Source organism: Paenibacillus doosanensis (genome assembly GCF_025060755.1).
GTDB classification, from domain to species: domain Bacteria; phylum Bacillota; class Bacilli; order Paenibacillales; family NBRC-103111; genus Paenibacillus_S; species Paenibacillus_S doosanensis.
Window position 1 is genome coordinate 45718 of the sequence record NZ_JANYUY010000002.1, and the last position, 15268, is coordinate 60985.

9 protein-coding genes and 1 pseudogene are annotated in these 15268 nt (G+C 55.7%); 1 reads left to right on the forward strand and 9 read right to left on the reverse strand.

Translation table 11 applies throughout. The features are described from left to right. Window positions 1–294: 294 nt before the first annotated feature. Window positions 295–1227 (reverse strand): MBL fold metallo-hydrolase, encoded by a 933-nt coding sequence (locus tag N0M98_RS02790; protein WP_259616887.1) that lies wholly within the window; start codon window positions 1225–1227, stop codon window positions 295–297. Window positions 1228–1326: 99 nt separating this feature from the next. Beyond that, window positions 1327–2331: an SGNH/GDSL hydrolase family protein gene (locus N0M98_RS02795; RefSeq protein ID WP_259616888.1), complete on the reverse strand. Its 1005-nt coding sequence runs from the start codon at window positions 2329–2331 to the stop codon at window positions 1327–1329. 149 nt (window positions 2332–2480) lie between these two features. Between N0M98_RS02795 and N0M98_RS02800 the strand changes: the two genes are divergently transcribed. Then, window positions 2481–3134, forward strand: coding sequence for a thiamine diphosphokinase (locus N0M98_RS02800; RefSeq protein WP_249866057.1), 654 nt, complete (start codon window positions 2481–2483; stop codon window positions 3132–3134). Window positions 3135–3223: 89 nt separating this feature from the next. Here N0M98_RS02800 and N0M98_RS02805 read toward each other — a convergent pair whose 3' ends face one another. From N0M98_RS02805 to N0M98_RS02835, 7 genes and pseudogenes are all read right to left on the reverse strand, one after another. Then, window positions 3224–4015, reverse strand: a complete 792-nt coding sequence (locus N0M98_RS02805; protein ID WP_259616889.1) for a DUF554 domain-containing protein — start codon at window positions 4013–4015, stop codon at window positions 3224–3226. 357 nt (window positions 4016–4372) lie between these two features. Then, a pseudogene (locus N0M98_RS02810) lies at window positions 4373–5530 on the reverse strand (DNA-binding protein); the annotation flags it as partial. A 65-nt stretch (window positions 5531–5595) separates the two neighbouring features. Then, the gene (locus tag N0M98_RS02815; RefSeq protein ID WP_259616890.1) at window positions 5596–9849 is read right to left on the reverse strand and encodes an immunoglobulin-like domain-containing protein; all 4254 of its coding nucleotides are present in this window, start codon (window positions 9847–9849) and stop codon (window positions 5596–5598) included. A 276-nt stretch (window positions 9850–10125) separates the two neighbouring features. Next, on the reverse strand, window positions 10126–11580 hold the full coding sequence (locus N0M98_RS02820) for a SulP family inorganic anion transporter (protein ID WP_259616891.1): 1455 nt from the start codon (window positions 11578–11580) through the stop codon (window positions 10126–10128). Window positions 11581–11838: 258 nt separating this feature from the next. Beyond that, on the reverse strand, window positions 11839–12501 hold the full coding sequence (gene rnhA, locus N0M98_RS02825) for a ribonuclease H (RefSeq protein ID WP_259616892.1): 663 nt from the start codon (window positions 12499–12501) through the stop codon (window positions 11839–11841). 15 nt (window positions 12502–12516) lie between these two features. Then, window positions 12517–14286, reverse strand: a complete 1770-nt coding sequence (gene recQ / locus N0M98_RS02830) for a DNA helicase RecQ (protein WP_259616996.1) — start codon at window positions 14284–14286, stop codon at window positions 12517–12519. 93 nt (window positions 14287–14379) lie between these two features. Beyond that, window positions 14380–15192, reverse strand: a complete 813-nt coding sequence (locus tag N0M98_RS02835; protein WP_259616893.1) for a glycosyltransferase family 2 protein — start codon at window positions 15190–15192, stop codon at window positions 14380–14382. Window positions 15193–15268: the final 76 nt, after the last annotated feature.

The window sequence follows — 15268 nt, forward strand, 5'->3', positions numbered from 1 at the left end:
CTGCTCCGGCAAAGCCGCTTGCCTGCAAGAAAAGCGGCGCGGAACCAATCCCCCAAAAGTGACGTGATGCTCTGAAGCTTATTCCGTCCGCATCCGGCCTAAGCTGGATCGGCGTCTAACCATTCCTCTGGGATCGTTCTATGGGTAGACATTACTTTCGGGAGAGCCCCCGGATCTCCTCAGAATATGGCTGCGCATCATTTCCTAAACAACAAAAAATCCCCTGGCGCGGCTAAGCCAATGTCCGCCAGGGGATTTGCTATGCAATCGTTAGCCTCTCGCCGGTGGCCGAGGCTATACGAGCGTTTCGCCGAGCTGCAGAACCCGCAGCGCCTGTTCGGGCAGCTGCCGCCTCCGCCAATCGGCGAGCAGCCGGTCGAGCGCTTCGCGCGGCGTATCGTCGGCCAGGCGGAACGCGCCGTAGTGCATCGGGATGAACACATCCCCCTGCACGTCCAGAAACGCTTGTACCGCCTCCTCCGGGGTAACATGCTGCGCGGACATAAACCACTCCGGCTCGTACGCGCCGATCGGCATCAAAGCATACCGGATCGCGAACCGTTCGCCGATCCGCCGGAAGCCGGGGAAATAGCCGCTATCCCCGGCAAAATACACCGCCCCGCGCGCCTCGCCAAGCTGCGCGGGCTGGAAGACCCAACCGCCCCAGTGGGAGCGGTTGGTGTCCAAGAGCGTCCGGCGCGTCCAATGCTGCGCCGGGACAAAATGCAGCTCGAGCCCGCCGAGCTGCGCATGCTCCCACCAGCTGAGCTCGGCGACGCTGGTGAAGCCTTTGGCCCGCAGCTTGGGCCCGAGCCCTGCGGGCACGTACAGCTGCGCGGACTTCCATGCGCGCAGCGTGCGCATGTCCATATGGTCGTAATGGCTGTGGGAGAGCAGCACCGCATCGATCGGCGGCAGCTCATCCATGCTCAGCCCGGGCGGGGACAAGCGCCGGGCAAAGCCCATCCGTTCGGCCCAGACCGGATCGGTCAGCAGGTTCACACCGCCCATCTGAATCAGGAAGGAAGAATGGCCGATCCATGTAATCGATGTCTGCTCCCGGTTGCTCCGCAAAAAATCCACGGCTTTCCGTTCGCAGGTCGGCACTGTGAAGGATAGATCCTTAATCTTCGTCCGGCGCTCCTTCTGCCATTGCCGAAGTTCTTTAAAGCTTTTTAGCGTGTTGACCCCATCCATATTCTCAAATCGTTTGCCCGCCAACACCATGCCCTCCTCCCGCCTCAGAAGACGTTTTTCTATATTTTAACTATACCTTCTTCATCGACATCGTGCAAAACAGGTCCGGGAGGCTGCTGTTCGCAGGCCTTATACCCCGCTCCCCGCAATATGCCGGAATAGGTTGAGCGTCATATGCATAAACCCTTCGTCATTCGGATGCAAATAAGCATCTCCGAACATAGCAGGCATCTGCGGGATGAGCCTCTGTCCGTCAATAACGCGAATATCGGGATAGTCGGCGCATATTTCGCGGATCGTATCGGCCAAAGCTTCGATCGTCCCGATGCTCCTCGGTTGATCTTGGTCCGCACGCCACAGCGGCGTCACGACGAAGATCGGGATTCCCTCATACAACCGGGCCGCCTTGGCGAAAAAAGCGGCGCATTGCTGCCTGAATTCCTCCATCGCACCATATCGCCCCCAGTCGTTCGTCCCGTAGGCGACCGTGATCAGATCGGGCCGGTACGGCAGTTCCTCATCGAGGCTGCCCGCATCGAATATATATCCGCCGACTCCTTGATTGAGCACATTCATGCCGAGCGCCCGCGAAAGCTGCACCGGATACGTCGATGAAGGCTTCTGCGCATCCATTCCTTGCGTAATCGAATCGCCAAGACAGAGCAAATTCCGCTTATACGGAACGGCCGGCTCGGCAGACGCTCCGTCGGACAGTGTTAAAGACAGGACCGTCAGTACGACGCTGTGCGGGAAATAAATCGTCCATCTTCGTTTCTGTCCAGTTTTCTCCGCAGCATCGAGTGTATAGGTCAGCCTTCCCAGGTCTTCGCCTACGGTTGGAGAACCGATGCTGCCCTTCATCACCCCGTCTAGCCAAATATCGAAATAAAGCCAGTTGCGCACCGAGCCTTCCACCAGATAAGCCAGCTCCACCGACTCGGTATCCGACATAAAATCCAAACACACGCCGGCAGGGCAGCCGCTGCGGATGCGGTAGTTGTCCTGCTTCGCATACAGCTGCATTTGGCGTTCGGTAAAACGCAGCGGCTTTACGCCTGCCGCCGTCCGCTCGATGCGCAGCGCATTGGCAAACAAGCTGCCGTCAATAACGGAATTTTCTTCTTCTCTCATCATGAAAAGCTCCTCCGGATAAGATGAATTGCACACGTTAAACTTATCATAGGAACCGAAGCTCTGTATACAGTTGTTCATGCCGGATTTATCCGGATGTATATGCTACAATATAGGCTGCGAAATGAAACAGGGAAAGGGATGTCTAGCGAATGACTCGTGTTGTTATTTTTTCTGGGGGAAGCCTCGGCCCTTGGGCGCTGCGGCTAATTCAGCCCGGCGATCTGCTCGTCGGGGCCGACAAAGGAGCATTGTTCTTATTGCGTCACGGCCGGCGGCCGGATGTAGCGCTCGGCGATTTCGATTCGGTCAACGCGGAGGAGAAAGCGTATATTGCGGAAAACAGCGGCCGGTTTATCAGCTGCGATCCGGTGATGAAGGATTTGACCGATACGGAAATGGCCTTCAACTGGGCTCTGGAGAAGCAGCCGGACGAAATTGTGCTGTGCGGAGCGCTCGGCACTCGTTGGGACCACGCTTTAGCCAACGTGCATTTGCTGCGCAAAGGACTCGAAGCCGGTCTTCGCTGCCGGATCATCGATGCTTATAACGAGATCGCCGTCATGGACCAGCATCTTCCGTTGACGCTTCAGCGCAGCCGCTTTTCCCATGTCTCGCTGCTCCCGCTCAGCCTCGACGTGGAAGGCATCGAACTGCAAGGCTTCCAATACCCTCTGCATAACGCCAAACTGACGATCGGACAATCCCTCGGAATCAGCAACTGTCTTGCGGAGCCGGAAGGAACGATTGCGATTACGGCGGGCATGCTGCTGGTTATTCAAAGCAGCGATCAGGCGGCGGAGTAACGCTTGCCGTCGACAGGCGGCGGCTCCGCAACCTTCTCATCCGTTCCCACTAGCCGCCGCCGTTACTAACGTCTTGCTCTCCGGTTCGCTCATCCTCCTGTCCACCAGAGAGTGACGGCATGTATCACAGGCACCGCCAAGGCAGCAATCAGCAAAGACGGCAGCAGGTTAGCGACATTGATTTTGCGCAGCTCAAGCAAATTGATGCCGATTCCCATAATTAACACCCCGCCGACCGCCGTAATTTGGGTAATGATCTCATTTAACATACCTTCGCGGATCAGCGAAGCGATACCGGAGGCAGCCAGCGCGATAGCTCCTTGATAGATAAAAACCGCCAGCGCCGAGAATAAGACGCCGACGCCCATGGTAGAGGCAAAAATAATCGCCGTAAATCCGTCCAGCATCGCTTTGGTATACAATATATCGTGCTGACCGCGCAGCCCGCCGTCCAATGCGCCCAGTATCGCCATCGCTCCTACGCAATAGATCAGCGTCGTATTGACGAACCCGAACGCAATTCCCTGCTTGCCGCCTTTTCCCGGCACGGAGCTGTCTTCGGCGGAATTGTCTTTGGTCCGGCCTCTGCGCTTTAATTCGGATAAAGCTCCTACTCCCCGTTCCAGCCATTGTCCCAAGCGTTCCAGCCCGCGCTCCACCTGAAGCAGCTCGCCGGCGATTCCTCCCAGCATCAAGCTCGCCACGATCAGCAAAAAGTTGCTCGATTTCAGCGTCATCGACAAACCTAGCGCGACCAGCGCCATACCGATGCCCTGCATCACCGTGCTGCGAATGCCTTGACTCATTTTGTGCAGCACAAGTCCCAGCAGCCCTCCTATGACGATAGCTGCCGCATTGACGATTGTTCCCCATAAAGCCATATCCCAACGAACCTCTCATTTCCCTATGCAGTTTCTAGTTGCTTGGATGTGTGTTTCTTCTATTAATTAGGCATCTATGATCATATCATATAAAAGTGTGGTGAAAAAGTCCGCTGCGATGCCCATTTGGTCTTCCAATCGCTGATGAAAACGGATTTTGGTTTTTTTCCTTTTATCTATGGAGAAAATCCGCTTTCAAAGGCAACCGCTTACGCTTTTCCAGATTCAAACGGCCCCTCCGCTCTTTTTTCGCCATGCTTATAAAACCAGAAAGAAAAACAGGACCCGTCCATACAGCGGACAGATCCTGTTACCGTACTCGAACTGCTCAATACATCCGCTTATTTACGGAGTATATCCATAGGAGCCCGGCGCAAAGGTAGACGGATCATACCATTTGTACCCCGCGGCTGGAGCGGACCACGGCTCGGGCTGCGGCTCTACGCTTTGCTGCGGAATTTCGTTCTCCGGCCCGGTTGTAACGATAGGCGTCACCGGATCAAGCTGAAGCTGCTGCACTTGCCCCAAGTTTTTATAGGACTCGGACTTAGCCAGCCAATTGATAATGTTGACCAAAAGCACCCCGTCGTCGCCTTCTTTGAAGCCGTCGTAGGTTGTCTTGGCCTTGCCTGTATCCTCGCGCATATATTTCGGCATAGCGTCTTCCACCGGAGACGAGTCGCCGATGAAAGCGGCCTTGCCTAGGCCCGCCTTCGAAATCGCTACGAACGGCCCCTCGGCGGCTCCTCCTCCGGCATATACCCCTTTATCGACCGCATTGGCCCATTTGACCGTCGTTTGCGGCATGAATACGATCCCCTTGGCTTTCAAAGGATCGGTGATCAGAAGAGTTCCTCCGGCATGCATTTCCACTTGACTCACGCCGCTTGTAATACCGAACGATTGTACCGGGCTTACAATATCCGTGTTAGTCGCTTCAATATCGCCGAGCGCATTATAGCGGAATTTAACCCCGAAATTTTGACTGAGCCACTCGGAGCTTACGACACCCTGCATCGCAGTAGACATCCGCTCGTCCGCATTCATTCCTTTGGCCGGATCGTTCCAGGCGCCGCGGCGGTATCCGTTCATAACCTCCGAGGCATCCCAGCGGTTCACGTTCCGGTCTGCGTTATAATGGTCGGCGATGAAGAAGATACTCCCGCCCTTCTGCACATATTCCGTCATCGCAGCCTGTTCGGATACTTTATAAGGAATATTGGCTTCGCCGATGACGAGTACGGCATAGTCTTTCAAATCTTCATAGGTGATCGGAGTCGTTTTCCGCAGTTCCTGCACGTAGTAACCTTCCTTGGCTATCGCGTCGGCAAAATCCGAGAAGCCTCCGTCGATAACCCAGTCCGCCGCGCCGGCCGTCTGTCCGTGAGTATTGTCGAACAGCACCTTTTTTCCGTTGGGCGTGCCTGTCGGCTGGATATACGGAGCGGGATCGTTAGCCCCTTCCGCCCATACGGAAGGCAATGCGGCTATATTCAGCGCCACGACTCCCGCCATCACGGCAGGGAGCGTACGGCGCATAAGTTGACGCCAAGTTTTCAAAAAGAGTTCCTCCTATTCAATTATGGATTCGTTGAAATAGTCACATCATCGATAATGGCCTCAGACTTGCTGCTATCCCCTGCGGCAAGAACCGAGAAAATAATGACATAATCTCCGCTGGATTTGGCAATGAAATCATAATCATAGAGAGCCCACGCCGATGACAACTCTTTATAGTCCCCATATGTATCATAGGCTAGGGAAGACCCTACCAGCGCGTTGCTATTTCTTAATTTAGCCGATCCTTTGGCCCAATACTTTATATAATAATGCTGATCTTTGACCAATGATACGGTCTGAGTTGTAAAACGCACATGGTTTTTGCTATCCTCGTTAATTAACTGAACTGCATAAGAGCCCGTATGCGCATCCGTCGTTTGCGATACTTTATTCGGTTTGATATTCGTACCGCTGCCCATCCACGCATCCGGCATTCCGTCCGTCCCCCATACCTCGAAGCCTCCGTTCGCGATGGTTACCGGACCGGCAGTCTCGCTCACCGTCACATTTGCGCTTGGGGATGCCGTGACGCCCGCGATCTGTGCGGTCAGCTTATGCGGGCCGGCTTGGTCCAACGTCAGCGACACCGAAGCGGAACCGTTGGCGAACGTAACCGGACCGGAATACACCTTGCCGTATACGCTGCTGGTTACGCTGATCTCAATGCTTCCGTTCAGAGCTTTGCCGTCCTGGCCCTTAGCGTTCAAAATATCCAGCGCGAAGGATTGACCGGAAGCCGGTTTGTTCGTAGACACCGAAAGCGATGCTCCGGACAGGTCCGTGCCGAGCTGCTCGGTCACAAGCATATAGACAGGATCGGTGCCGGTTGCGGAAATCTCCAGCAAAGCGCCTGCGGCCTGCGGAGCGATCTCCACGGAGAAATCTCCTGTTGATGCGTCCGCCGCCGCACTGCCGAGGGTTGCGCCCGCTGCGCTTACGGTTACGGTCGCTCCCGCTTTGGCGGTTCCCGTTACGGTGGTATCTCGAACAGTAACCGGGTTGACCGTAGGCTGTTCTTTCATCGCTTCAACGGTAATGGTGAACGGCTTAAGCGCCGACTGATCGCCGCGCGAGATGATAGCTTTTAGCGTCACCTGCGTATCGGCAGCCAAAGCCGCTCGGGTTACCGCGCCTGTGGCGACATTCACGATAGAAGACTGCGAAGCGTCCGCCAGCTGCCAAGCTACTTTCGTGCCGTCCACTCCGCGATCGGTAAGAACGACACCCGCTTCAACGCCGTCGTAGAACACGTACAGCACGGCCGCTTCATTCGCTACCGCTTGAGCGTCGGATACCGCTTGAGCTTTGATTGTAATCTCGAATGATCTGGTTGCCAAATTTCCGTTCAAGTTCAGATTGGCCGTCAACGTCACCTGCCGATCCGGCTGCCCGAAGGCAGGCTGATTCACCTGACCTGCCGCAGACACGATACCGGCATCGCTCGTAGTCCATGTGATGACGGAACCGTTGCTGCCTGCCGCCGGCAAATCGAGATCGGCGTACACGGCCGATATGTCGCCCAAGTCCAATGCGTTCTTATCAAGCTGAACCTTATCTGCATCGGATACTTTCCCCTGCTTCGCCACATCGTCGGCGCTGCGGGGATAGATCTCGACCGTAGTATTGAACATGACGGAAATTCCCGTTACATCGACGATATCGCCGTTGGCGATGGCTCCGCCGTAATTGACCGCATATTTTTGGCCGTAAACTTTGATAACATTTCCATCCAGATCCGTTGCGTCAAAATTACTGCCGGACAAATTCGAAACGATCAAATGCTTCACCGCTACCAATTGTCCTCCTTTGGACGGAACATCCGCTGCAGGAATCACCTGCGCCGCAGGTACATCGGTCTGACCGGTGACAGTAAATACCGCGCCCGTCAGCTCGATTTCGCCGTTATACGTCGTTTTCACGCCGGAAGATATCGATACCTGATCTCCTGGATTCACCGCCGTTTTGGTCGCAGGCGAGTAGACGAGAATACCGCCCGTTGCATCCTGCATATAGAACGTATTCACCTTATCGCTTTTGGTTGTGACTACACCCGAGGTCGCAACGGTCGCGCTGTCCGCCTGCCCTCTAACTTCGGCGAGAGTCAAACCGGACGCCGACTGAGCTTTGACGGTGACGTCAAACGTACGGCTGGCAGAAACCGCATTGCTTGTGACCGTAGCGGTCAAAACCGCCTTGGCGTCCGGTTGCCCGATCGCAGGACGCGTCACTGCGCCTGCTGCCGTAACCACTGATGCATCGCTGGTTGCCCAAGTAATGGCAGAACCGTTAACTCCGGTCTCTGGCAAGGTCAGATTCGCCGTAACGGCGGACAGATCGCCCAGGTTCAGCGCTTCCTTGTCGGCTTGCGCTTTTTGTTCATCGGTCATGCCGGTTTGCCCGGGCAAGCCTTTGATCGTAAAGGTAAAGCTGATTTCCCGGACCGCTTGGCCTACGGTGATTTTGACTGCAAGCGTCACAGTCGTGTCTTCGGTACCGCGCGTCACTTTGACATGAACGCCGTCGACGATGCTCAAGGCATCCGAGCCGCTCATCCACTGCAGCGCCGCTTCCGTTCCGGACAGGGCGGGAAGATCGAAGTCGCCGGTCAGCTCCGCAGACGATAGCTTGTTTTGGAGCTCGCCAGCCGCTTGCGCCGCGCCGTTCAAATCGGAGAGCAGCTTGACCAGCGTTTCTTGGGCCGAGGCATCGGTTGTGGTGATCGATACTCCGCTGTCATCAGACACGAGAACTTGACTGAAGTCGCCGTTCAGGATCACGTCGCCCGACAGGTTCAACACCCCCACGCCGCTTCCCGTCCCCAATTGCAAAGTGGTGCCGGCCGCCGGCCGGTTCACGGTGACGCTGCCGATCGTGCCGGTGCTAAACAAATCCAATATAGCCGGAGTGAGAATATTCAAGGCTCCGATAGAGGAACCGCCTTCGGTTACCACATGGACCGGATTGGCCTGTTCCGCCGTATCGATACGGAGAACATGGGGGACGATAACGTTCATCAGATGAATCGAATTCGCCGCGCCGGATTTAATCTCGATATTCTCAGCCGTTATATTTCTCAGGGTGATTTCACCCTCAGGACCCGGGTCTAACGTCAGCGTGCCGTTAATCACAGTCTCTCCGTCTGCCGGTCCGTATGTACCGCTGGAAGTAAGGGTATAATCGGAATTATAAGTTCCTGCAACCGCGAACGGATCGGAAGGCTTGGAAGAGCCGATCGAGCCTCTTGAGGTTCTGGTGGTTACTCCTGTCGCTTGCAGCCCGGTTGCTTTGCCTTTGTAGGTCAGGCGATATACTTGCCCGCTCGTTTGGGCGCTTGTCGTCAGTTGAACGACGTTCGGCATGCTTGTTTTGACCGCAGCCCCCGAAACGGTAAGACCGTTATCGAATTGAAAATCCGCAGCAGCCGCGGCTTCCACCTTATCTTGGAATACGACTTCCATGCTCGTATTCGTCGTAGCAATCAGATCCTTAACGGCAGAGACTGTATCCTCTGCGGCGTTCTGTCCGTCCGTCGAACCGGTCGAACCCGTTGAGCCTCCGCCGGCGGCAGATTTCAGCAGCTCATCCGCTTTGTTCAAATACTTTGTTTTATTGAATTTAAACTCGTAGCCTAAGCGAGCCAGTGCTTGGCGCTCAGCCGTATCCTTCGGCTGAAACTTCACACCGCCTTTGCCATCCTCCAAGCCTCCGATGAAGCCGATGTTAAAAGCAAACGCTACATCGCCCTTAGCCCAGTCCGACACCGAGCCGAAGTCGCTGAGCTTCGCCTCCTTACCATTTTTAGCCGCTTGCGGCTCCAAGCCGAACGACCGGATGAAGAAGGCCGCAAGCTCTTCACGGGTAACCGTTTGGTCGGGCGAGAACTTATCTGCGGCAGTGCCTTCGGTTACTCCGGATTCGACCAGAGCCCCTACGAAGCCGCGGTACCATGCGTCATCCGGCACGTCCTTGAAGACGGCGGCAGCGGATACCTTCTCCTGAAGTCCCATCGACATGACCAAAATTTTGGCCATCTGAGCACGGGTCACCGCGTCATGCGGCTTGAACAATCCCCCGTCAAAGCCGGACAAAATACCGGCGTCGGACAAAGCCTGAATCTCTTTGACCGCATAAGAATCTCCAAGATCCTTGTATCCGCTCGCCGCGGCATTCGAGTCCTGGGCCATCGCAGCCGTTCCCCAGCCGAAAAACGACGAACATAGCATACATGCCGTAATGCTCCGGGCCGTCCATTTTTTCATTTTGTTTTTAATCAAAAATAATCTCCTCTCTGATGTGGGATACGAGCATTATACAGCATTTTTTCCGACCATCGTATAAATAAAATGTAAATTTGAAAATTAATGCTGGAAAGGGACCCGGCCTTGTCATTTGTAAACAATATCCATTTATTTTTGCACAAGGAGAGCAAGTGGGGAACGGGAACGGAGTCGCCTCTTGATCTGCGAAAAGAACAACGCCTGCCCCGAAGCATAGCGCTTCGGCGACAGGCGTTGTTCTCATCATTCTTTCTCATTATATGACGCGGAAGCTCAATGCGGCGAACCGCCGGAGAGACCGACTCGCTCGATCATACTCCGGCTTTCCGGATTGAGACCCGTGAGGGTCACTTTTTTCCCGAGTCCGGCGTATTTCTGAGTCGCTTTGGAAATGGCGGTCACCGCGGAGATGTCCCAAACATGGGAAGCGCTCAGATCGATGACGACATGATCGGGGTCCGACGAGTAATCGAACAATTCGACAAAATGCATCATCGTCCCGAAAAACAGCTGCCCCGAAACTTCGTACACTTTATGCCCCTCGTCGTTCAGACGCGTTTCGCAGCGCAGCCGGGCCATCTTCCAGCCGAAGTTCAACGCGCTCAGCACGACGCCGGCGACAACGCCGATCGCCAGATCGGAAGTCGCTACGACGATCGCGACCGTCAGCACCATGACGATGGCGTCGCCGCGCGGAATTTTGCCGATCGTCCGCACGGAATTCCAGTCGAAGGTACCGATCGATACCATGAACATAACGCCGACCAGGGCGGCCATCGGAATTTGCTTCACGACGTCTCCGAGCACGATAATCAGGAACAGCAGGAACACCCCGGCCACCAGCGTAGACAAGCGGGTGCGACCGCCCGATTTGACGTTGATCACCGTCTGTCCGATCATGGCGCAGCCGGCCATCCCGCCGAAAAATCCGGTAATGATGTTCGCAATGCCTTGGCCGCGGATTTCCCGGTTTTTATTGCTCTTCGTTTCGGTCATTTCATCGACGATCGTCGAAGTCAGCAGCGTCTCCGTCATGCCTACGACCGCCAAAGCAAGCGAATAAGGCAGCAAGGCGAACAAGGTGCCCCAAGACAAGCTGATCTCGGGAATATGGAAAAACGGAAGCGCCTGGCGAATTTCGCCCATGTCGCCGACCGTGCGCACATCGGCTCCCGTCGCTACCGAGACGATCGTCATAATAATGATCGCCGCAAGCGCCGACGGGAACGCCTTCGTCAAACGCGGCAGCAAATAAATAATCGCCAGCGTTCCCGCCACCATAGCGTACATGACCCAGGTCGCCCCTGCGAAGTTGGGCAGCTGCGCCATAAAAATAATAATCGCCAAGGCGTTCACAAAGCCGGTAATGACCGACTGCGGGACGAACGTTATAAATCTGCCGACCTTCAAAGCTCCGAGAATCCACTGCAGTATCCCCGTCAGTACCGTTACCGCAAACAAATAATCCAAGCCGTACTTGGCGATGATCGGCCCCATCAGCGAAGCCATCGCTCCCGTCGCCGCCGAGATCATGCCGGGACGACCCCCAAAAAACGAGATGCTCACGGCGATCGTAAACGATGCGTACAGGCCGACCATCGGGTCCACGCCCGCCATAATCGAGAAGGCGATCGCCTCGGGAATGAGCGCGAAGGCCACCGTCAAACCGGATAAAAAGTCGTTGCGGACATTGCCAAAGAAACCTTGTTTCAGCCATTCAAAAAACAAGAAAAATCCTCTCCTATTCCGTTGTTTATCTAGTTGGCGCTCCACTCTCAGGATTGCCGGGGCCGATATTCACTGCCCTAGATTATAAACGGTAAGAGAAGATCTTTCACGCCATTAGACAAGCAGGAGAGGCGGAAATCGGGCGTTTCTCTTAGCAAACTTTCCATTTTCGCCTCATTCCGCATTATTTCTTGCACAGGCGACTCAGTATTGCGCTTTATGCATTCCGTCTGCCTCAACGCCCTGCAGCCCCGTAGACTATTTCCGCCCGTAATCGGCCTTAATTTCCCCCCATGCCTTCGTATCCCACTTGACGATCTTGTTCGTGTACGTATTGCCGCGCAGCCACTCCAAGGCCCGATCTACGAGCGTCCATATTTCTTCCGTCGACGCGTCCCGCGGCAAATTCGTCGCCACTTCCTTCTTGCGCACCCAGCTCATCGCCGTTACCGAATCGCTGTAGATGGTCATTGAGCTGCCCCTCTGCTTCAAATAGGCCAAGGCATGAACGATTGCCAGAAATTCGCCGAGATTGTTCGTTCCCTTCGCAATCGGCGGATGCTGAAACACAACTTCCCCGGTCTTCGTATAGACGCCCTTGTATTCGACAATTCCGGGGTTGCCCCGGCTGCCGACATCGACGGACAGGCTGTCGAGATCCGCCTCCCCGGCGGCCTTCCCGCCGCCTGCGGAGGACTTGCGCCCCGAGCCGGAGGAAGCGGCCGAACCGCTCTTCACGCCCGCCATCGCGAACGAGGCTTTCCAGCCGCGGGCCAAGGCGGCCTTGGCCTCCGCTTCGCTCTCATAAGCTTTAAAGCGCGCCTGCGGGTAGCCGTTTGTCTGCGTCTGGCATTCCGCCCACGTTTTATAGATCCCGGGCACTTTTCCTTCCCACACGACGTAATACTTTTGTTTGGCCACTACGCTACGCACCTTCTATTCGTTAAGATTTTTGAAAAATTCGATGAAATAGGCCCCGTATTTGAAAAATTTCGCTTCCCCGACGCCTTTGATCTTCAGCATCGCCGCCGGGTTCGTCGGCTTGACGCCGCACATCTCCCTGAGGGTGCTGTCCGGAAAGACGATGTACGGCGGAATCCCTTCGCGCCGGGCAATCTCCAGCCGCAGGCCGCGCAGCTGGTCGAACAGCTCGGATTCGACGTCGCGGACGGCCGGTTCGGTACGAATGCGCATTTTCTGCACGACCCGCTCTTCCCCGGACAGCACCGACTGGGCTTTCGGCGCAAGCCGCAGCACCGGGTATTTCCCCTCGGTGATGATCAAGTATCCTTCGGCTACGAGCAGCTGGATGAGATCGACGATCTCCTTTTCCGTCCGGTCCTTGAGCAGCCCGTAGGTGCTCAGCTCATGGAATCCCAGCTCGATCACCTTTTTGCTGCGCGAGCCTTTGAGCACCGCGGCAACGGTCGTCGCCCCGAAACGCTCTCTCATCCGGCGCACGCAGGAGAAAATTTTTTGCGACTCGACGGTAATATCCGTCAGCTGCCGTTCGGTGCTGCAGCTGCTGCAGCGGCCGCAATCTTCGCAGTCGTCGCCGAAATAGCGGACGATATAGCGCTGCAGGCATTGCGACGTATGGCAATAATCCGCCATCTGCTGCACCCTGCGGTATTCCTGTGCTTGCCGCGCCGGATCGGCGATCGACTGCTCGATCAGAAACTTCTGGATATGAATGTCCTGCGGGCTGAACAGCAGCATGCACTCGCTGGGCTCTCCGTCGCGGCCCGCCCGGCCCGCTTCCTGATAATAAGCTTCCATGTTTTTCGGCATATTATAATGAATGACATAGCGGACGTTCGATTTATCGATCCCCATGCCGAAGGCGTTGCTCGCTACGATCACCCGCACCTCGTCGTACAGAAACTGCTCCTGCGCCTCGGCACGCTCTTTATCGCTTAAGCCCGCATGATACTTGCCCACAGGCACTTTATTTTTGCGCAGCAGCTCATACAGGTTGTCCACTTCCTTGCGCGTGGCCGCGTATACGATGCCGACTTCCTCCGAATGCTCGCGGATATAATCGAGCATGACATCGCGCTTATTCTCCCCTTTGATAACGGAGAAGGCGAGGTTCTCGCGCGCGAAGCCGGTCACATGCATATCCGGCTCCTGCAGCTGCAGATGCTTGACGATATCTTCGCGCACCTGATCCGTCGCCGTCGCCGTGAAGGCGGCTACGATCGGCCGCTGCGGCAGGCGCTCCACGAGCCGGCTGATCGCCAGATAGCTGGGGCGGAAGTCATGACCCCACTGCGATACGCAGTGGGCCTCGTCCACCGCTACCATCGGCACCTCGACCTCGCTCATCAAATCGATGAACCGCTCCGATTCGAGCCGCTCGGGCGCCACGTAGAGCAGCTTGTACTCGCCGCGGGCCGCCTTGTTGATTCTGAGCTCCACCTGTGCATAAGTCAATGAGCTGTTAATATAGGCGGCGGGAATGCCGATGCTGTCCAGCCCGTCCACCTGATCCTTCATGAGAGAAATCAGCGGCGAAATGACGATCGTCGTCCCCTGCATCAGCATGGCCGGCACCTGATAGCAGATCGATTTGCCGCCGCCTGTCGGCATAATGCCGAGCGTATCCTTTTTATCGAGAACACTTCGAATCACTTTCTTCTGTCCGTCCCGAAACGTCGCGTAGCCGTAATATGATTTGAGCACTCTTTCGGCTCGCTCCATCATGCCTGCCAAACGATGTCTCCCCCTTCCTATGTGAACACTTGCTCCATCTGCTTTCTCACCAGATTTTTCTCCGGCCGCCGTTACGCCGGGCTTTTAAAGCTTGGCTCGTCTGGAGACGAACGGTTCCCCGTCCCACAGCACCTCCGTAGCCGCCCGCCGCGACTGCATCTCCGGTTCTTCCAGCAGCAGGAAGAAATTTTTGGTCGGCAGCTCGCCGAGCCCGTGCTTGGCGGACAATCGATCCAGATAAGGGCGCATATCCTCATGCACGCCCGACAGATTGCCTCCTTGCTGCGAGAAAGCGTACAAGGCGCTTGCTACCGGCACCCGCTTCACCTTCCCATGCGCGGATGCGCGCAGGAAGAAATCCCAATCCCAATAATGGTACATCTGCTCGTCGAACCATCCGATCCGGTCGTGGAGATCCTTACGGTACAAACAGCCCGAAGAGACGAAGGTCGAGAACCGCCGCATGGCCGCTTCGTCGTGCTCATAGGCGAATACGAACCGCCTTGTCGCCCTGCGAGTCCGTCCGACCCATTCATAATCGAATATTTCCACATCCGAATATACCAAATCCGCATCGGCCGCTTCCTTGAGCATCCGCTCCACATGAGTCGGCAGCAGCAGATCGTCGTCATCACATAGCATAACATACTCGCCGCGCGCATGCTCCAGACCGCAGTTTCTCGCTCGCACATGCCTGACGTTGCTTTCCAAATCGACGACGGTCATATCCAGCTCCGGATACAGCCTGCGTATTTCGTCAACCGGCTCACCCGCATCATTGACGATGATGATTTGCAAATGACGATACGTTTGTCTCCACAGAGACTCAACCAGCTCACTCACGCTATCCGGACGATTGTACGTCGGAACGATAACCGATACCAAAGGCTGTTTCATAGGCCGTGTCCCCCCGCATGTTCACCAAGTTCCTCATGTCCTGTTCTCAAAAGCCGCTATTGTCAAGATACCAAAA